The 19,504-nt window shown below is 58.3% G+C and carries 13 protein-coding genes; 1 reads left to right on the top strand and 12 read right to left on the bottom strand.

The window, feature by feature from the left end; translation table 11 throughout:
* Nucleotides 1-40 precede the first annotated feature (40 nt).
* From H4N61_RS11425 to H4N61_RS11465, 9 genes are all read right to left on the bottom strand, one after another.
* Nucleotides 41-1,315, bottom strand: coding sequence for a phosphoadenylyl-sulfate reductase (locus tag H4N61_RS11425; protein ID WP_169195223.1), 1,275 nt, complete (start codon nucleotides 1,313-1,315; stop codon nucleotides 41-43).
* A 71-nt stretch (nucleotides 1,316-1,386) separates the two neighbouring features.
* A complete protein-coding gene (locus H4N61_RS11430; protein ID WP_182394066.1) occupies nucleotides 1,387-3,039 on the bottom strand; it encodes a nitrite/sulfite reductase in 1,653 nt (550 codons plus the stop codon).
* Nucleotides 3,023-3,349 carry a DUF2849 domain-containing protein gene (locus H4N61_RS11435; protein ID WP_210257056.1) on the bottom strand — a complete coding sequence of 109 codons (327 nt, stop codon included), beginning with the start codon at nucleotides 3,347-3,349 and terminating at the stop codon, nucleotides 3,023-3,025. The genes H4N61_RS11430 and H4N61_RS11435 overlap by 17 nt, the downstream gene beginning before the upstream one ends.
* A gap of 2 nt (nucleotides 3,350-3,351) precedes the next feature.
* The gene (cysG, locus tag H4N61_RS11440; RefSeq protein WP_169195220.1) at nucleotides 3,352-4,746 is read right to left on the bottom strand and encodes a siroheme synthase CysG; all 1,395 of its coding nucleotides are present in this window, start codon (nucleotides 4,744-4,746) and stop codon (nucleotides 3,352-3,354) included.
* A 425-nt stretch (nucleotides 4,747-5,171) separates the two neighbouring features.
* Complete coding sequence (locus H4N61_RS11445; RefSeq protein ID WP_169195219.1) at nucleotides 5,172-5,492, bottom strand: 2Fe-2S iron-sulfur cluster-binding protein; 321 nt, start codon at nucleotides 5,490-5,492, stop codon at nucleotides 5,172-5,174.
* Nucleotides 5,493-5,511: 19 nt separating this feature from the next.
* Nucleotides 5,512-6,681: an SAM-dependent methyltransferase gene (locus tag H4N61_RS11450; protein WP_169195218.1), complete on the bottom strand. Its 1,170-nt coding sequence runs from the start codon at nucleotides 6,679-6,681 to the stop codon at nucleotides 5,512-5,514.
* Nucleotides 6,678-8,279, bottom strand: coding sequence for a peptide chain release factor 3 (locus H4N61_RS11455; protein WP_169195217.1), 1,602 nt, complete (start codon nucleotides 8,277-8,279; stop codon nucleotides 6,678-6,680). The genes H4N61_RS11450 and H4N61_RS11455 overlap by 4 nt, the downstream gene beginning before the upstream one ends.
* Before the next feature lie 124 nt (nucleotides 8,280-8,403).
* Nucleotides 8,404-8,823 (bottom strand): GFA family protein, encoded by a 420-nt coding sequence (locus tag H4N61_RS11460; RefSeq protein ID WP_169195216.1) that lies wholly within the window; start codon nucleotides 8,821-8,823, stop codon nucleotides 8,404-8,406.
* Between the two features lie 24 nt (nucleotides 8,824-8,847).
* Nucleotides 8,848-9,234, bottom strand: a complete 387-nt coding sequence (locus tag H4N61_RS11465) for an Hpt domain-containing protein (protein ID WP_182394067.1) — start codon at nucleotides 9,232-9,234, stop codon at nucleotides 8,848-8,850.
* Nucleotides 9,235-9,581: 347 nt separating this feature from the next.
* On the opposite strand from H4N61_RS11465, the gene H4N61_RS11470 reads away from it, so the two are divergent.
* Nucleotides 9,582-15,677, top strand: a complete 6,096-nt coding sequence (locus H4N61_RS11470; protein ID WP_182394068.1) for a hypothetical protein — start codon at nucleotides 9,582-9,584, stop codon at nucleotides 15,675-15,677.
* 367 nt (nucleotides 15,678-16,044) lie between these two features.
* On the opposite strand, the gene H4N61_RS11475 is transcribed toward H4N61_RS11470, so the two are convergent.
* The 3 genes from H4N61_RS11475 to H4N61_RS11485 form a co-directional block, all read right to left on the bottom strand.
* A complete protein-coding gene (locus H4N61_RS11475; RefSeq protein ID WP_169195213.1) occupies nucleotides 16,045-17,235 on the bottom strand; it encodes an MFS transporter in 1,191 nt (396 codons plus the stop codon).
* A gap of 124 nt (nucleotides 17,236-17,359) precedes the next feature.
* Complete coding sequence (locus tag H4N61_RS11480) at nucleotides 17,360-18,139, bottom strand: UDP-2,3-diacylglucosamine diphosphatase (RefSeq protein ID WP_169195212.1); 780 nt, start codon at nucleotides 18,137-18,139, stop codon at nucleotides 17,360-17,362.
* Between the two features lie 95 nt (nucleotides 18,140-18,234).
* Nucleotides 18,235-19,317 (bottom strand): glycoside hydrolase family 3 protein, encoded by a 1,083-nt coding sequence (locus tag H4N61_RS11485; RefSeq protein WP_169195211.1) that lies wholly within the window; start codon nucleotides 19,315-19,317, stop codon nucleotides 18,235-18,237.
* Nucleotides 19,318-19,504: the final 187 nt, after the last annotated feature.

The raw sequence follows: 19,504 nt of genomic DNA on the forward strand, positions 1-19,504 counted from the left end.
GTTTTGCCTAGTCAAAGGCGATACGCGCGCTCCACTTAACTCACGACGCGCGTCGAAGGAAGGGGCGCGTGCCCGCAGGCACTTCCGTCAATCCAACTGGCTGATAAAACAATGCCATTTCTGGCAGTCGTTTTTCGATCAGCGCTTGGCGCGACGGCTCATGGCTAACCACGAGCGCGGTGAAGCCACAACGATACATATGCGGAATCTGATCCTGCAGAACATCGCCTACAGCTCTGATTTCACCGGCATATTTGAGCCGTTCCGCCAATAAACGTGCGGTCGAATAACCGCGACCATCGGTGTAGGCCGGGAACGAAATCGCAATGGAGGCAAAGCGCGCGAGATCATCTTCCACCGCTTCGATCTTGTCGCCGGGGGCTATAAGAAGTCCGAGCGGATGCGGATTGGCAAGATAGTCGCTGCGGTGCGTGAGGAAGTGGGCAAGCGGGACGTGCACATAGCGCGCCTCCGAAGGCGAGACATCCTCTGAAAAAGCGGTGAAGGGATCAGCGATAAAAGCGCCATCCTTCCAGAGCGTGTGACGAGCAGCGGCGGTCATAGCGGGGGCAATCGCTCCGTTGAAATCATAATGGATACCGCATTCTTTCTTGTTCTTGCCGCGCCAACGGCCAGCACGCGGGTCTTCGCCCTCTGCCACCGCCGAAGTACATGGCGCGCAGCCGATGGACTTAAAGCCCTTGGCGTAGAGCGGATGCTCGGGGAGCTTGTGCTCATTGCGATAGGCGATGACGTCTTCGTCGGTAAAATAAGCGAGCGGATTGACCTTGATGCGATCATCAGCGGTCAATTCAAAATGCGGCAGCACCCCGCGCTCTCTGGTCTGGTGGCGCTTACGCCCCGTCACCCAACCGCCAAATTGTAGCGTGATCGGCTCGAGCGGTTCGGTCTTACGAATATGGCAGCAGCTATCCGGGTCCGACTGCCAGAGCGTGCCATCAGGATCGAAGCGCGTGATGTCTTTTGGATCGGGATGGATCGCGCGGACATTAGAGAGACCGAGCGTGCGCTTGAGCGTCTGAACGTATTCGAGCGTCTCGGCAAAGTGCTTGCCAGTTTCGAGGAAATAAACCGGCATGGAGGGGTCGAGCTGCGCCACCATATGCAGCAGCACAGCAGAATCCGCACCAAAGCTTGAGACAATGGCGAGATCGTCAGGCAGGACATCGCTGACGGCATAGCGCAGCACACCAACGGCATCCATTTCGTCGAACATGCCATTGAGCGCCAGGATGCCGAGGGCACGCAGCTTTTCATTGGCGACGGGAACGGGGGCGAGTTTAGGCATTGCCATAAGAAGAGGCCCCCTCACCCGTCTCTGCGCGCCGACCGCTCCCCCAAAGGGAGAGGTATAGAGAAGTAAGATCAGCCATAGAGCGCCTCCTTGAAGGGGGCTTCGCCCAAGCGGCGATAGGCTACGAGAAAGGTTTCTTCTTCGCCCTGACGCTGGCTGATGTAGAAATCTACAAGCTTTTCAATCGCGTTCGGCACCTCTTCGGCTTCAAAGCCGGGCCCGATGATCTTGCCCACAGACGCGCTTTCGGTGGCGTCGCCGCCGAGCGTAATCTGATAGAGCTCGCCGCCCTTCTTTTCGACGCCCAAGAGACCGATGTGACCAACGTGGTGGTGACCACAAGCGTTAATGCAGCCCGATATCTTGATCTTGAGGTCGCCGATTTCCTTTTGGCGAACCGGATCGGCAAATTTGCGGGAGATTTCCTGTGCGATCGGGATCGAGCGGGCATTGGCAAGCGCGCAGAAATCGAGGCCCGGGCAGCAGATCATGTCGGTGATGAGGTTGTTATTGCCCTCAGCCAAATCATGGGCGACGAGCACATCAAACACCGCGCGCAGATCGGCGATGGCGACATGCGGGAGCACGAGGTTTTGCTCGTGGGTGACGCGCAGCTCATCATAGGAATAGCGTTCGGCGAGATCCGCCACAACATCCATCTGCGCATCGGTGGCATCGCCCGGCGCGCCGCCTACTGGCTTGAGCGAGATCGTCACCGAGGCATAGCCCGACTGTACGTGCGGATGCAGATTATTGTCGAGCCAACGGCCATAGGCCGGATCGATGATCGACTGATAGGCGATGTCAACACTGTCGCCAGAACGGTCGGCAAACGCAGGCGGAGCGAAATAGGCCGAGATACGATCAACCTCTTCCTGCGGAAGGGTGAGAACGCCACCACGCACTTCGGCGAACTCGGCCTCGACCTGCCCCTTAATGCTTTCCAGCCCTTCTTCGTGGACGAGGATCTTGATGCGGGCTTTGTACTTGTTATCGCGGCGGCCATAGCGGTTATACACCCGCATGATGCTTTCGAGATAAGCCAGCAAATGCTCGTTTGGAACGAAGCTGTTGAGGAGCTTGGCGATCATCGGCGTGCGACCGAGGCCACCACCAACCCAAACTTCCCAGCCGATCTCACCCGCGCCGTTGACGGCAGCCTGAAGGCCAATGTCATGGAAACGAATGGCGGCGCGATCATTGGGCGAGCCGGTGATTGCGATTTTGAATTTTCGTGGGAGGTATGAGAACTCCGGGTGGAGGCTCGACCACTGGCGCAGGATTTCAGCTATCGGGCGCGGGTCGATGATTTCATCGGCGGCAGCGCCAGCGAACTGGTCTGTAGTGACGTTGCGAATGCAATTGCCCGAGGTTTGAATGGCGTGCATCTCAACGCTCGCCAGCTCTTCCAACACCGCGGGGATATCGCTCAGCTTTGGCCAATTGTATTGAATGTTCTGGCGCGTGGTAAAATGGCCATAGCCCCGGTCATATGTGCGGGCGATATGAGCCAGTTTCCGCATCTGGCGCGAACTGAGCGTGCCATAAGGCACGGCCACACGCAGCATATAGGCGTGCAGCTGCAGGTAGAGCCCGTTCATCAGACGAAGCGGACGGAACTGGTCTTCGCTCAGCTCGCCGGAAAGACGACGCTTCACCTGATCAGCAAATTGCGCAGTGCGGCCTGCAACGAAAGCCGCGTCAAATTCATCGTATCGATACATGCCCGTCTTCACCCAAGTGCTGGCGTTCGTATGCCTGCCCGTTCAAAGAGAGGGGAGCGGTGGGGCCCGCCGCCCTGATGCGTTCGCGCAGACGCTTGGGCACAATCACCCCATCGACCTGCTCTACTTCTTCAATTTCGAGACTGACCACACGGCCGGTGGCCTTGCTGGCTGCCAGCGCCTCATCGCGAGCAACGGCCTCGTCCTTGGCGTAAAGGCGCGCGGACTGCAGGTCCTCGACCCAAACGCCATGTCCATCGAGATAAACTGCGGCGCCCGAGATCAGCTCGTTGCCGGTTAGAATTTCCATAGTCACGCTACCTTAAAACTCTCAGCAGCCGCCGAGGCCGCTTGCGCCCAATCACCGTGGGCGACAGCCCGTCCAATCAGAATGACGGCGGGTCCATCGACAAATTCGACTGCGCCCTCTGCCAAGGCACCAAGCGTGCCAGAATAGAATGTCCGATCCGCCCTGCCCGCATTGACGACAATGCCGACAGGAAGATCAAAACCTGCCCCATGCGAAACCAGTCGCGCGGCCGTTTCGGCGGCGATGGCTTTGCCCATGTAAAGCGCGACCGTCAGCCCCGACTGCGCCAGCGCCGCCCAATGGTTCAAATCTGTGTCGTCCGCGCCGTGCGCCGTCGCAACGACAAAGCCCGTCGACACGCCGCGCAGAGTGACTGGCGTTGCCGTATCTGCGGCAGCGGCAAGAGCTGCACTGACGCCCGGAACGATGTCGTAAGCAACGCCCGCCTTACGCAAAGCCGCGATCTCTTCGCCCGCACGGCCAAAGATCATCGGGTCCCCAGACTTGAGCCGGGCGACCTTTTTGCCCTCTGAGGCGAGACGCACTATGAGGGTATTGATCTGAGCCTGACTAAAGGAATGGTGTCCCCGCGCCTTGCCAACGCAAATCTGTTCGGCATCGCGGCGGCCCATCTCCACCACGGCTGCGGGGACGAGTTGATCGTGAACAATCACATCAGCGGATTGAAGCAATCGCTGGGCGCGCAGGGTAAGGAGGTCTTCAGAACCCGGGCCCGCACCGATCAACCAGACGACGCCATCGCTGCGGCCAGCATTCGCGTGCTGCTGAAGGAGATCATTGGCTGCGGCGTCTCCTGCGCCCGCTTCGACGGCACGAGCGACGGCGGGTGAACTGACAAGCTCTTCGTAATACCGACGACGCTTCGGCCCCTCGTGGATCAGGCTCTCGACCGCGTGGCGCATCTTACCCGCAAGGCCAGCGATCTTGCCGACGCTGGGCGACAGCATGGCTTCGATTTGCGCGCGGACGAGACGCGCGAGAACGGGAGCATCGCCCTCAGTGGAGATCGCCACGGTCAGTGGCGCACGATCCACGATTGAGGGCGTATAGAAATCACATTCGGCTGGAACGTCGACCACATTAAGCGGAATGCCGAGGCGACGTGCTGTCGCTTTCGCCAACTCTGCCGCGTCACTTTTTTCTGCGACGAATACGAGGCTTGTGCCGACAACGTCGTCTGCAGTGATCGCGCGGGGGATGATGGCCACAGGAAAGGCGGAGAAGTCAGTTTCGACAGTCTGGGAGTAAATCTCTACCGAAGCTGTCGTCTTACTAACCAACCGGACCTTATTAAGGGCTTCATCGTTACCGCCGACGATGATGATGCGCTTACCCTTGACCTTAAAACTCAACGGAAATGTGTTGAGACTGCCCATTTGGTTTCCAAACAATAGATGCTGGAACCTAATCTAATTTCATCAAGCGCAACAATGGCTTGAAATTCGATAGCTTTTATTTTCCTCTTCAGACGCGTGACTTGGAAAGAGCATCACCATGCAGGCCACTTCTCGCCAAATAAATCTTTCCCGGATCGCCAGAGAGAATTTTTTGCTGACGAGCGGCGCAAGTTTTGGTCGAGCAATTTGCGTATAGCGACACGTTTGGAGAGAAATATTCTCCGAATTGCACGGTCCGCGTCAGGCCGGATAATTCTGCAAGTCAGAAGATGACGGGCGGTGAGTGGTGTGCGGTCCGTTGCGACGGCTGACGCGGAGAGAGGAACGCTTCTGCGTGAAAGCAGAATGGCCAACAAAAAAGGGACCGCATTGCTGCGGCCCCTTCAAACTTGAAAATCAAACCCTCAGCCCTGGCGGCTCGGTACGTGAACGACAAGACCATCGAGCTCGCCACGCACCTTGATCTGGCATGACAAGCGGCTTTCGTCACGAACGTCGAAGGCGAAGTCGAGCATGTCTTCTTCCATCGACGATGGACCACCGACCGTGTCGCGCCATGCAGCGTCGATATAAACGTGGCAAGTCGCGCAAGTGCACGCACCACCGCATTCGGCGACGATGCCCGGAACAGCGTTCATGATCGCCGTTTCCATGACGGTGGAGCCGTTTTCGCCAACAGTTTCGATACGTTCACCCTGAGCGGTGACATAGGTAATCTTGGTCATTAAGGGGCCTTCCAGACGATCAAAGACCCATAAGGCCTTCGAGGTAATGCTTTTCTATCCCAAACATAGCCTTGACTGAAGCAATCCGGTCAAGCGCGGCTTCGCGAGACATCGCCTGTCCCTTTTGCGCGACGATGAGATTGTTCTTGGGCGTATGTGCATCAGATATGAATTCGAACACCTTGGTGCGATAGCCGTGCACTTCAAGAATGAGTGCGCGTAGACCGTCCGTCACCATCTCGGCCTGCTTTTCAAGGAACGTGCCGTGGCGCAGCAGGAAGTCGAGGCGTTCATCGGCTTGCCCCTGCTCCATCGAGCGACGGATCTGCTTATGGCAGCACGGCGCAACCGCAATCAGGCTCGCGCCTGATGTAATGCCCTTAAAGATTGCGTCGTCGGTGGCTGTATCGCAGGCGTGGAGCGCGATTATGGCATCAGCGCCGCTCGTGTCGAAATCAAGGATCATGCCGGACGCGAAGCTGAGGCTCGCAAAGCCAGACTTTGCGGCCAGGGCATTGCCGCTCTCGACCAAGGCGGGACGCATCTCTACGCCCACTATCTTGGCCTTTAGGCTCTCACGCTTGAAATAGTCGGCCAAGGCGAAATCCAAATAGCCCTTCCCCGCGCCCATATCCATAATGGTGGGCTCGGTTGCGCCAATCTGTTGAATCAGCGGCGCAAAGATTTCGACCATCTTGTTGATCTGGCGGAACTTGTCTTGGGACGCCGACAGAACCTTGCCATCAGCACCTGTAATGCCGAGTTCCTTCAGCCAAACAGAAGACGTATCTGCCAGTGGCCGGTTCTTCGCCCGGTCGTGCGTAGCGGGGGCAGCTTCTCTACCCTTCACGTCGCGACGCTTGAGGCGAACTTCGTCCTTTTGACGCTCGAAGCTAAGGTCGAACGCAACTGTTTCAAGCTTGGCGCTTCGATAGTCGTTCGCCAGACCCGCCGACAAAAACGCTTCAGCTTCTGCCAAAGCGAGGTTTTTGGTGATGTCGCGGGTTTTGTAGCGGTAGACCAAGCTCAAACGCTCGCCGGCCTTGATGACCACCTTGCGGGCTTCAACCGATTTCAGATCGGTTGAAGCACCGTGGTAGCCAGCAAGCTTCAGTTTCAGCAGCGTACCGTCCGCGAATGTATCGCGAACAGCAGCTACAAACTCAGCGATGCGGTCGGACGCGCTCAATGCCGTTCCTTCGTGGTGAGGAAGCGGATCTTGGGCCAGTCCTGCTTCGCGCGGTCAGCCCACCAGGCGTTCTGAGCAAGAAAGACAGGGGATTCAGCGCGATCTTCGGCCATGTTGACCTTCTGCGCGGCGATGAAGCGCTTGAGTTCCTCAGCGTCATCACATTCGACCCAACGGGCAACTTCATAACCCATGGATTCAAAGGTGATTGGGACGTTGTATTCCTTAGCAACGCGCGACGCCAAAACTTCAAGCTGCAGCTGACCAACGACGCCGACGATCCAGTCTGCGCCTACCATGCGGCGGAAGACTTGCGTGACGCCTTCTTCGGACAGGTCCGAGAGAGCCTTAGCCATCTGCTTGGTCTTCATCGCGTCGGTCAAACGAACGCGACGAATGATTTCCGGCGCAAAGTTCGGGATGCCGGTGACGTTGATATTCGCGCCTTCGGTGAGCGTATCACCCACGGACAAGGTGCCGTGGTTTGGGATACCGACGATATCACCCGCAACAGCCTCTTCGGCGAGTTCACGGTTGTTACCAAAGAAGAACATCGGGTTCGACACGGCCATATCTTTGCCGGTACGGACGTTCTTGAGACGCATGCCGCGCTCGAACGTGCCCGAGCACAGACGCACGAAAGCAATACGGTCGCGATGGTTCGCGTCCATATTCGCCTGCACCTTGAAGACAAACCCAGTGACCTTCTTGTCGGCAGGGTCGATTGGCGCGGGCAATGCTGGTTGTGGACGAGGTTCAGGGCCCCACTCGCCGAGGGTCCGCAGCAGTTCAGCAACGGAAACACCCTTGAGCGCAGAGCCGAACAGCACTGGACTCAAATGGCCAGCGTGGAAAGTTTCGAGATCAAACTCTGGGAGCATGGCTTGCGCCATTTCCAAAGTTTCAAGGGCCGTCATGAAGACTGGATTGTTCGCCAATGCTTCGACGTCCAGAAGATCTTCGAGGCTCTCGAACTCGACGATGGTCTTGCCCTTAGGATCAACAACGCGCTTTTCGATCAGATCGATATAGCCGGTGAAATCCACGCCCTGCCCGATTGGCCAGAGCACAGGCGTCAAATCCAGCGCCAGCTTGCCTTGAATTTCGTCGATCAGTTCAAGCGGGGCATGACCTTCGCGGTCCACCTTATTGATGAAGGTGATGATCGGAATGTCGCGCAGACGGCAGACTTCAAACAGTTTGAGCGTCTGGCTTTCGATACCCTTGGCGGCGTCGATGACCATGATGGCCGCGTCAACGGCGGTCAGCGTGCGGTAGGTGTCTTCCGAGAAGTCCGAGTGGCCCGGCGTATCGAGCAGGTTGAGCGTCAGCCCGTCATAGTCAAAGGTCATCACCGAGGAGGTGATGGAAATGCCGCGCTGCTGCTCCATTTCCATCCAGTCCGAGCGCGTGGCGCGCACGCCCGACTTGCCGCGAACAAGGCCGGCAGACTGAATTGCGCCTGCTGCTGCCAGCAGGCGTTCGGTGAGGGTCGTCTTACCGGCGTCAGGGTGCGAGATGATCGCAAAGGTACGGCGAAGACGGAACGGTTCGTTGGTGGGCCGGGCTGGTGCCGCGGCAGCGGTGGCAATGGTCATCGATACTGCTGAATGTGTTGGCGCTGGCAGAAAGAGCCGAGCGACCCGGCCTTACATATGGGTGCGCTGTATAGTTTGACAGAGGTGTTTGGTCAAACGGACGCAGTGTCTCGCCTGTTCCAATTCATTCTGGAACAAACTTGAGCGTACCAAGCTTGCGCAGGGCAAACCCATCAGAAGTATGGTGCACCCCATCCATGAGCGGCACATCATGAAAATCGTAAGGGCTAATGCCCTCAAGACAGGCGACGTTCACGCCATATTGCCCGGCAACGGAGCGGCGAACGTGGAAGGTATAGATGCCACAAACCGAGCAGAAGTAGTGCTTGGCCGTGTTGGTATTGAATTGATAGAGCGTGAGCTTGTCTTCGCCCTCCGTGATGCTGATCCCGCCGGGATCAGCCGACACCGCCACGGCCCCACGCATGCGGCAGAACGAGCATGTGCAACGCCGTGCCGTGCGCAAACCGTCCGTCAGCTTTACCGTGAATTGAACTGCACCGCAGTGACAGGCCCCTTTTGTTGTAGCAACATCGAGATCCATCACAGTGCCTCCTTGGTTCTCGGCTTACTCTGCTTCGCTCAGAATGTCAGCGATTGTCGCACGCACTTCTTCTACCGCCATGCCCAAATCATCGAGCTGTTCGGTGGTGAGCGGGCGCATGCCCTGCAAATCGCGTTCAAGCTGGCGCGCGAGTTCTGTCACTTCAAACGCACCCACCCCTGCAGAGGCTCCCTTGATCGCATGCAAATTCATGGCCATGCCGTCGTAGTCCGCCGCCAGACGCAGGCGTTCGTAATAGTTTTTGATGGTCGTATCAAAGAGACGCAAAATTTCGCGTTCTAGGTTGGGATCACCCAGGCACTGCTTGGCCAAATGAGCGCGGTCAATGGGACGCTTCGACAGCGCCTCATTGTTCTCTAGCTCGTTCTCGTTGACTGCCCACTGAGCCATAGTCGCACTCCTAGAACCGATCGAAATCGGCAAATACCCTGTGAACAACTTACGCAACGCCCATGAACAGGGAATTAAGCCACAGCTTTGCCTTGCTCAAACGATCAAAAGGTTAACGTTTTTCACTCAAAAATTAACCTTTGAGCAAGAAAGCGGTGGGTTTGCTTAAAATTGAATGTAAGTATGCGCTTTAACCAGCGCGCGGCGGCGAGGGTTTGGGGGACAATCTGGGGCATTTGCATCGCATTGTCCCGTTGTGGCGTTGAGCTTGCTAAGGGCTTGAACGCGATAACAACTCCCAAAATCCGCCGTGTTGCTGCAGTGCCGACGCGAGAGTTGTAAAGAGTATGGCGAAGAACACGACACCCCAGAACGATCCGGCCGCACTGGCTTTTTCGGCCGTCGAGGATGCGCTTAAGGATTCGGTGTTCGATTTCGAGGAAGGCGCCGAGCCTACTTCGGAAAAGAAGCCTACGGCCCCAGCCCGTTCGGAACGTTTGCGCGCCGCCGATAAAATCGCGCAGCAAGCTGGCGTTGTCGCCAACGACGACCGCATCTCAACTTCCAAGCTTCTCTATAGCTTGCAGAGTCGTTCTTCAAACACTCCGACCTACCTCGCTCTCGGTCTCTCCCTCGTTTGGCTGCTCGCATGTGGCACCGCTGCTTGGCTGCGTTTCGCGCCGCAGATGTCCAACTTCGGCCAGTTCATGGGATCGGTCGAATTCGTAGCACTGCTGGCCATCGTTGTTCTGCCGATCGTGGGTTTCTTCGCCGTAGCCACACTCTTCCGTCGCGCCGCAGACCTTCGCAATGCTGCATCCTCCATCACCCAAGCCGCTATGCGCTTGGCCGAACCAGAAATTACCGCCGCCGATAAGGTCGCTTCGGTTGGCCAGGCCGTTCGACGCGAAGTCAACGCGCTTGGCGATGGTCTTGAACGTGCGCTCTCGCGTGCTGGCGAACTCGAAGTGATGATTCACAACGAAGTCACCGCCCTCGAACGTACCTATTCTGACAACGAATCGCGCATGCGTGCGCTGATTGCCGAACTCGCCAGCCAGCGCGAAAGCGTGCTGACCAACACCGAACGTGTCCGCGAAGCAATCACCGAAAGCCATACCGGTCTGGTCTTCGATCTCGACATGATCAGCCAGCGTATTTCGGGCTCTATCGTCGATAGCGGCGGCAACCTCACCCGCGCGCTGGAAACAGCGGGCAACACGCTCAACACTGGCTTCAACGACCATGCGGACCAGTTCGTCCACCTCCTCGAAAACCGCACGACGGATTTCCTTGGCGCACTGAACGACAGCTCGCGCCGCCTTGAGAGTGGGTTCGACGAAAAAACCGCAGAGATGGCTAAGGCTCTCGATGCACGTGCGCTGAACCTCAATTCTGGCGTTGAAGACCGCATCGCGCTGCTCAGCCAAGCACTTGACGCCCATCAGCAGTCCATCTCCGCGACGATCGACGCGCGCACTCAGCACATCGCCGAACGCGCGGACGTGCTCACCGGTGCTTTTGAAGACCGCACGAAGAATATTGCCGGCCTGATCGAAGCACGCACCACCAACCTTGCCTCTGAACTTGACCTGCGCACAGAAGCGCTGTCGAACTTGCTCACCGACGGTGGCAGCTCGCTCCTCGAACAGCTGCGCATTCGTGGCGAAGAAGTCAGCGCCGCCCTCGCCGCTATTGGCGCACAGGTGTCGGGCGATATTTCCGGTCGTTCGACCGAAGCCGAACTGCTTCTGGCAACGCTCTCGCGCCAGCTTGATGAATCTGTCTCGATCCAGCTCAACGCCCTCGATAGCCGCTTGCAGTCGGCCATTATCGAAATTAACGGCGCGCTGGATGATACCTCGGAGCGCGCGCGCCTGACCGTTTCGTCGGCTGGTCGCGATTCCTTGCAGGACTTCGACAACCGCCTCACCGAAATCACCGGTGCGCTGGATGATAAGCTCAAGGCATTGGACGATGTTATCGGCGAACGTGGCGAGCAGCTTGTTGCGCGTCTGGGCGAACAGGGCACCAATTTTGCTGCGCGCGCAAACGTGCTGGAAATGGCCCTCAACGCAGAGTCCGGCCGTTTCAACGACATCGTTTCGGAACGCACACGCGAACTGAGCGAAACCCTTGGCGCCAAGACACAGTTTGTTGCTGACCACTTGACCAAGCGCGCAGAAGCGATCGCCGATGTACTCGACGGCCAGGCGACGCTGATTGCCGATACGCTTGACGCTCGCACTGGTCAGCTCAATGAGATGCTGATCAACCGTGCTACCGAAGTTGGTCAGACCATTAAGGCTCAGACCGACGAACTCGGCGAAGTCCTCGCGAACCGCACCGTCGAAGTCAGCGAAGCCATTCACCTTCGTTCGCAGGAACTGGGCGAGACCATCGTCACGAGCACCCAGGCGTTCGATCAGGCTATCGCCGGTCGTACCCAGCGTCTCTCCGACACCTTGGAGAACCAGACCCGTCAGCTCGACGAAACCCTCACTATTCATACGCAGGGCCTCGACGAAACGCTCACAGCGCGTAGCGAATACCTCAACAATGCTCTGGGAACTCACGCGTCGTCCATCGACCAGAGCCTAGCCGTTCGCTCCGCTGAAATTGCGTCGACACTGACTGTCCGCGCAGCTGAAATCGACCAGAACCTGGCAGCGCGCTCGAGCGAAATCGCGTCGAACCTGACAGAACGCGGCTCTATGCTTGATCTCAATCTTGCAGCGCGTGCGGCTGAAATTGCTTCCACTCTGGCCGAACGCAATGCTGAGCTTGATCAGAACCTTGCGCTCCGTTCTGCCGAAATCGCAACTACCTTGGCTGAGCGCGGCTCTGAACTTGATCAGAGCTTTGCAACACGCTCGGCAGAGCTCACTTCGACACTGTCGGCGCGTAGCCAGACACTCGAACAGAACCTCGCCCATCGTGCAGCGGAGATTGCGGCAAGCCTCGCCACCCACGCTGGCGACATTGACCAGAACATGGCGCTGCGCTCGGCAGAGCTCAACAACACCCTTGCCGCTCGCGCTTCGGAGTTGAACGAAACCTTCTCCGGCCGCGCCGACGAATTCTCCACCACCATTTCTTCGCGTACGCAGGAACTGGCGGCAACATTGGCCGACAGCACGCAGAACCTTTCTCAGGCTTTCGATGGCCGTGCCGACGAGCTGGCAAGCACCATTTCGGCGCGCACCCAGGAACTGGCGGCCACTCTGGCCGACAGCACGCAGAACCTATCGCAGGCCTTCGATGGCCGTGCCGACGAGTTGGCAAGCACCATTTCGGCGCGCACCCAGGAACTGGCGGCAACACTCACCGAGCGCACCGACAACCTCTCGCAGGCCTTCGATGGTCGCGCCGAAGCCCTTGCCGACACGATCACCGCGCGCTCGCAAGACCTCAGCGCCACACTGTCGGAACGCACCAACGCGCTCTCGCTCGAATTCGAAACCCGCACCCGCGACCTCGCTGGTCAAATCGACGAGCGCACCGGCACTCTTGTGTCGAACCTCGACGAACGCACCTACGAGCTGGCCAACGCAGTTCACACGCGTACCCTGCAACTCAACGAAGCTCTCGGCACCCGTACCCAGTCGCTCTCCGACACGCTCGCAACCCACACAGCCTCGATTGGCGAAACCATCGGCCTGCATACCGCAGAGCTGGCGTCGACCCTTGATCAGCATGGTGCAAATGCCCGTGGCAGCATTGAAAATGCTCTGCGTCAGGCAACCGACACCATGTCGGAACGTCTCGAAGAAATGTCGCAGACGGTCACCACTAAGGTCACAGAAGTCAACAATGGTCTCGAAAGCGGCCTCGATGCTGCCATCGTTCGCATCGCCGACGCAGAACGCGGCGTAGCAGCGAGCATCGAAAGCGCCAGCATCACTGTCGGCGAAAGCGCCCGTCAGGCGGCTGAGCTCATCGAACACGGTGTTAACTCCGCCCGTCAGGCCATCTCTGACATGGTCGATGAGCGCCTTGGCACCCTGCCCGAGGCAATCACTGCGCGTGCAGACATTACCGCAGAACGCCTGGCTGCCCTCAACGCGACCATCAGCACCTCGATCACCCAGTCCATGGCGGACCTCGAAGCGGGCGCTGACCGTATCGAAGAAACCATCGCGACCCGCATCACTGCGGCGGCTCACGCGATTTCGGACAATGTCGAGAACACAGCGACCCGCATGGACTCCGCTGTCCGCTCTGCACTCGACCAGATCCGTCTGGCCGCAACCAATATCGATCAACTGGTCAGCGTGAAGGCAGTGGATGCTGCCGAAGCAATCGAAACTCGCCTCACCGACATCAATCGCTCGGTGGAAGTGCACACTTCGACCTTCGCTCAGTTGGTCACCGAAAAGACCGGCCTGCTACACAACGCGTTGGCGAACCACGGCAATATCCTGCGTGATGCTCTCACTGAGAACAGCACACAGGCTGAGCAGCTGATGGCAAACTCGACAGGTCGCATCCTGAGCGACGTGAGCACTGCCCTCAACAAGCTCAACGACTCCAATCTCCTGCTGCAGCGCGTCCTCGACGCTTCGACCGCAAATCTGGCGAGCCTCGAAACCAGCGTGGCGCAGCAGACCGCGAACTACTCCAGCACCATGCGCGAAGCCATGGGCCAGACCGAACAGGCTGGCACGATGGTTGCCCAGCACGTTGGCGCCCTCCAGACGACAATTCAGTCGATGGTCCAAGAGTTTGGCTCGATCCTCGGCCGTCTCGACCACGAGGCCGTTGGCCTCAACATGGCCGCGCACGCCCTCGACAGCTCCAGCACCACTGCACTGGAAAATCTCGAACAGCGCCGCGAGGCAATGGACTCCCTCGCGCAAAGCTTTGCGTCGCGTGCCGACGACATCGACGGCCGTATGCGCGTTTTTGCACAGAGCATTGCCGACACCGTCAACGACACGGAACGCCGCCTGATCGGTGCGCGCCGCGCCATGGACGAAGCCCTCAACGCGACCACACACACCGTCACCGATGTGCTGGCGAACACCACCCAGACCCTCACAGAGGCTCTGGAACAGAACAGCGAAAACGTCGCCAACGCGCTCTACACGACCAACGAACGCTTCACTTCGACCCTGAACAGCAATGTTTCGCAGGTTGATCAGGCCGTTCAGCGCGCCGCAGATGCAGCAGCAAATGTTCTGCACCAGACCCAGAGCCAAGTGCGTCTGGCGCTGTCCGAACAGGCCAACCAGGTCAACGCTGCTCTCGACGAAAATGCCAACAAAGTCAGCGATGTACTCGCCACAACTGCTGGCAGCGTAACCGACGTTCTGACCACGACCACGAGCTCGCTCGCCGACACAATTTCGGACTCTACCGCTTCGGTTCGCAACGCCATTTCGACCAATGCCGGCCAGCTGCGCCGCGCTCTGGACGAAACCACTGGCGACGTGACCGGCAAGCTTGGTGAATTCCATTCGGTCGCCGATACCGAAAGCCGCCGTGCAAGCGAAGTTCTGCAGGAAGCGCAGCAGCGCATGATGGTTGAGATGCAGCGCGCAATCGACGAAGCCACCCAGCGCTTCAACGAAACCGCTCGTGCAATGCGCGAAACTGCCCGCGAAGTGGGTGGCGAACTGGAAGCGACCCGCGCCGAATTGGCTCGCAGCGTCAACGATCTACCGGAAGAAACCCGCGCCAGCGCCGCCGCAATGCGCCGCGTCGTGGCCGAGCAGATCGAAGCGCTCAGCGAACTCAATGCCATCGTCCGTTCGCAGCCAGCGAGCCACGACGTCGCTGAGCGCCGCGCGCCGAACCGCCCTGCCCCACGCCAGCCAGAAGCACCGAGCTTTACGCAGCGTCAGCCAGAACCTGCCCGCGAAGTTTACCGTCCGGAACCGGCTCAGGCGACCTTGGTTGACCCGATCCGTACCCAGCCGGTCGAGCCGCAGCCAGCACCAGCCCGTGTTGCACCGCGTCCGCAGCCACAGCCACAAGCGGCTCTGCCAACTGCGGCAGAAGTTGCCGCGGCCGCCGTTGCCGAAGCCGGTCCTCCACGGGACGGCGGTTGGCTCCGCGACGTGCTGCGTAACGCCTCGGCCAAGCAAGCCGGTGGCATTGCTCCTCAGGGCCTTTCGGGCCTGACTGAAGAGATCGCCCGTGCGATTGATGAGAATGCACTGGCGGAAGCTTGGGCACGCTATCAGTCTGGTGAATCGAATGTTTTCACCCGCCGCATCTATTCGCTGACCGGCCAAGGCACCTATGACGAAGTGCGCCGTCGCATCCAGCGCGAGCCAGACTTCGCGCGCACAGCACAGGCCTATATGACCGAGTTTGAAGCGCTGCTGAAGCGTGCCGCCTCGGGCAATAACCCAGCTGCCGAAACCCGCGAGTATCTGCTTTCGGATCGCGGCAAGGTTTACACGACCCTCGCTCACGCCAGCGGCCGCCTCGCGTAAAACAACACATAATCGAGATGAAAAAGCCCCGGAGAGATCCGGGGCTTTTTTTGGCACATCTGTGGCCCGGTGCTAGCACTTTTGGGCGTCAGGCGAGGCCCGGGCGTGGCTTTTTGGGGCCACGGCGGAGTGGCAACGTGTTGGCGATGCAGAGCAATTGGTGGTTTTTTGGGGGGCGGAGGCGCGACTGTCCTATGGGCAGGCAGAAGCACTATCTCTGGGAGGAGAATACAAGATCTGGGGAGTGCGGGGTTAAGTGAAGGGGCCGGGCCAAGAGGCTGATGGAAGGCCCCCTCACCCGCCCCAAGTGGGGCGACCTCTCCCCGTGGGGGAGAGGTAAAAAGAGGTGGGGAGAGTTAAAAGTGGCTCAGAGGGATTTTGGGGGTTTTAGTTTGAGCGAAATCAGAACGCAGATCACCGCTAGGGCGCAGGCGACGACTGAGTAGAAGAACGCGAAACTACCCAACGGCTCCATGAGCGCGCCGAAGACGATCAGACCCACCATCGCGGCAGCCTGCGTGAGCATGTTGGAAAAGCCCTGCGCTTCAGCGGCGTTCTCTTCGCGGGTCCAATTGGCGATGAAGTGGACCATGCCAAAATAGCCCAGACCAAAGCTCAAGGCGTGCAAGCACTGCGCGACATAGAGCAGCCAAACAGGCGGGCTGAAGGCCATGATGGCGAAGCGCACGAGCCCAGCGATTGCCGACACCATGATCATATTGCGCGCCGTGAACCGGCCGCCGAATTTTCGCCAGCCAAACATCAAGGTTGCTTCAGCTGCTGCTGACACCGCCAGCAAGGGGCCGATGTGATAGCTGCCAATACCGTTCTCGTGCCAGAGAAGCGAGGCAAAGCCACCCATGATCGCATTGCCCCCATTGACGAGAGCAAAGGCGACAAGTGGCAGAACAAACCAAAGCTTGAGCGAGTCTTTGAGGCGGCTGGGTGCGTTCTGATCGGCTGTGACGGCGGCAACAGTGAGCTGCGGCTCTGGGGCGCGAAAACGCGGGAGTAGGAATGCCAGAAGCGCACGCGCGACGACCACAGCGACATAGAGATAGACGAAGGCCTCTGCGCCCCAAGTGCTCAGAGCAGACCCCATGATAATGGCAGAAGCGACATAGCCAACGGTCGCCCAGGCGCGAATGACGCCGAAGTCTGTGCCGTTACGGCGGGTCATGCGCACAGTGGCAGCATCGATCACCGGGGGAACGAGGCCATTGCTCGAGGCACACAGGGCCCAGACGAACAAAATGCCCCAGAATTCAGAGACGTAGAAGAGCGGCAAGGCAACCAAGGCCGAGACGATGGATAGACCTATCAGCGCCGTCCGCCAGTCATCGGCCTTATCAGCAATGCGTCCAACGACAACGTTGAGGATGAGCAGCAACAGGGTCGGCAAGGCATTGATAAAGCCAATTTGCTCGGCCTGAATGCCGTTCTCAAAGAGCCAGATGCCTAAGAAGACAGAAGCAACGCCACCGGGAAAATAGACGGTGAACTGATAGATTGTCGCGCGCAGCTCGGGAGTATCCCAGCGCGAAGCCAACGACTGCATGAAACTTGAACTCCGGCGCAAAACCGCGCCCCCAAAACCCTACATGAGCCGGAAGTTCAATTGACGCAAGGAGATTTTACGAGGTGAAGTCAGAGGTCGCCAAAAATTGATAGAGTTCAGTCGCTTAGGTGCGTTTTCGACCTGTCGTCGCTGTCATCTCCGTCCAGCGGATAAGCTCAAACTCGCCGGAATGATTTTCAACGACGGCTGTGCAGCTTTCGACCCAATCGCCGGTGTTGATGTATTGAATGCCCAAGCGGTCGTGCATGTCAGCGAGGTGAATATGGCCGCAGATGACGCCATCGACACCAGTTTCCTTGGCCTCATGGACAAGGGCTTCCTCAAACCGCCCGATGACGGAAACGGCGTTTTTCACGCGCTGCTTGGCCCATGCACTGAGTGACCAGTATTGCAAACCAAGGCGACGGCGAACCCAATTGATGGCGCCGTTGACGCGCAGGGCTGCGTTGTAGGCCCAGTCGCCGACATGCGCGAGCCATTTGGCGTTCATCACCACCACGTCGAACTGATCACCGTGAATAACGAGATAGGTTTTTCCGGTGGCGGAGGTGTGGATCGTGCGCTCGACCAGCTCGATTTCACCGAAATAGGTGCCGAGATATTCGCGCAAAAATTCGTCGTGATTGCCCGGCAAGTAGACGACGCGCGCGCCAGCCTTGGCCTTGTCGAGAATGATCTGTACCAGCTGATTGTATTCTTCAGGCCAGTGCCACTGCTTGCCCAAGCGCCAGCCATCGACAATGTCGCCGACCAGATAAATCATATCGGCATCGTGGGCGCGCAAGAAGTCGATCAATTGCTTGATGCGGATCGGTTTCATGCCGAGATGCACGTCGGACAGAAATAGCGCCCGGACATGTCGGGTTTGACGATCTTCGGCCATAAGCCAGGCGCCCTCGTTTCAAGCAGAACTTATACTATCGCTGGTCGCTATCGCTGAATACGCAAAAGCAGGCAAGTCAGAATTAAATCGCCAGCTCAACGGATACGCGACTTCAACGCGAGGATGCGTTGGTAACTCTGGTCAATATTTTTTGCAAATTCTGGGTCGCGTTCCGCCTCGGAAACGAGGATGTCGCGGATTTCTTTCCCCAGTCCTGGTCGATATTCGGCCGTGTTGGAAAACAGAAGTACGTCCACACCAGCGCGGACAGCGCGCGTCACGGTCTGTTCGAGCGTGTAGTGATCGCGGATTGCACCCATTTCGAGATCGTCAGTGATGACCACGCCGTCAAAGCCAATGTCATTGCGGAGCACGCCATCGATCCACTGCCGGGACAAAGAGGACGGGGTTTTATCCCCGGCGTCGGAATAATCCGCGTGATAGAGGTGCCCGACCATCACCATGTCCATCAAGCCATCCGCCTGCATGAGACGATAAGGCTCAAGCTCGGCATCAGACCAGGTTTTGGTGATGTCGACATAGCCTTCGTGACTATCGGCGGTAGACGAGCCGTGTCCGGGGAAATGCTTGAGTGCAGTCACCAGGCCCGCCTCATGATGCGCTTGGATAAAGGCACTGTCATAGGCTGCCACCACCGCAGGATCTGCCGAATAAGCACGGCCAAACTTGGCGATGATCTGATTGTTGAGATTGGTATTGAGGTCTGCCACAGGGCCGAAATTGACCGAGAAACCGACGTCGGCAATGCCGCGCGCCATTTCGGCATAGATCATCTCGGCTTGCTCAACCGAGTTGACCGCTGCAATCCGGGCCGCATTGGGGATTTCTTTAAACCCAACATCTTTGGTCAGGCGTTCTACCGACCCGCCCTCTTGGTCGAGGGTGATAAAGGGCTTTAAGTCTGGAGACGCAGCGCGAAAACTGGCGTTCAATTCGGCGACGCCGGCAAGGCTGGAGACATTCTTTTTCAAGAACATGACCCCGCCAATTGCCCCTTCGGCCAATTGCTCGGTAACGGCGACAACGCCCTTGGACTTGGGGGAAGTGCCTTCAAAGCCCACCACGACCATTTGCCCCGCCTTTTCGGCAAGGCTGGCAGCTGCGGCGGCGGAGACCGAACCCAAAAGCACAGCGATAAACGCAAAAGTTCGAAGCAAAGCAATCACCTGGTTACGCGCAGAGGAGCAAATGGACCGTCAAAAATGTCCATAGCGTGGTGAAAATGCATTTTTTAGGTGCAGAGCCAGCACCAAAGCGCGATAATGGCCCCAGGTGGACGCAATGCCGGATGTTCAACCTTTCATCCGACAACCATCATACTTTTCGGGCGGAGACCGCAGGGTC

Origin of the sequence: Devosia sp. MC521 (genome assembly GCF_014127105.1) — a bacterium.
Lineage (GTDB): Bacteria > Pseudomonadota > Alphaproteobacteria > Rhizobiales > Devosiaceae > Devosia.

What these genes read in the sequence shown, in the direction of transcription:
- H4N61_RS11425 (WP_169195223.1), bottom strand. Translation starts at nt 1,315, where the DNA reads ATGGCAATGCCTAAACTCGCCCCCGTTCCCGTCGCCAATGAAAAGCTG.
- H4N61_RS11430 (WP_182394066.1), bottom strand. Translation starts at nt 3,039, where the DNA reads ATGTATCGATACGATGAATTTGACGCGGCTTTCGTTGCAGGCCGCACT.
- H4N61_RS11435 (WP_210257056.1), bottom strand. Translation starts at nt 3,349, where the DNA reads ATGGAAATTCTAACCGGCAACGAGCTGATCTCGGGCGCCGCAGTTTAT.
- cysG (WP_169195220.1), bottom strand. Translation starts at nt 4,746, where the DNA reads ATGGGCAGTCTCAACACATTTCCGTTGAGTTTTAAGGTCAAGGGTAAG.
- H4N61_RS11445 (WP_169195219.1), bottom strand. Translation starts at nt 5,492, where the DNA reads ATGACCAAGATTACCTATGTCACCGCTCAGGGTGAACGTATCGAAACT.
- H4N61_RS11455 (WP_169195217.1), bottom strand. Translation starts at nt 8,279, where the DNA reads ATGACCATTGCCACCGCTGCCGCGGCACCAGCCCGGCCCACCAACGAA.
- H4N61_RS11460 (WP_169195216.1), bottom strand. Translation starts at nt 8,823, where the DNA reads ATGGATCTCGATGTTGCTACAACAAAAGGGGCCTGTCACTGCGGTGCA.
- H4N61_RS11465 (WP_182394067.1), bottom strand. Translation starts at nt 9,234, where the DNA reads ATGGCTCAGTGGGCAGTCAACGAGAACGAGCTAGAGAACAATGAGGCG.
- H4N61_RS11470 (WP_182394068.1), top strand. Translation starts at nt 9,582, where the DNA reads ATGGCGAAGAACACGACACCCCAGAACGATCCGGCCGCACTGGCTTTT.
- H4N61_RS11475 (WP_169195213.1), bottom strand. Translation starts at nt 17,235, where the DNA reads ATGCAGTCGTTGGCTTCGCGCTGGGATACTCCCGAGCTGCGCGCGACA.
- H4N61_RS11480 (WP_169195212.1), bottom strand. Translation starts at nt 18,139, where the DNA reads ATGGCCGAAGATCGTCAAACCCGACATGTCCGGGCGCTATTTCTGTCC.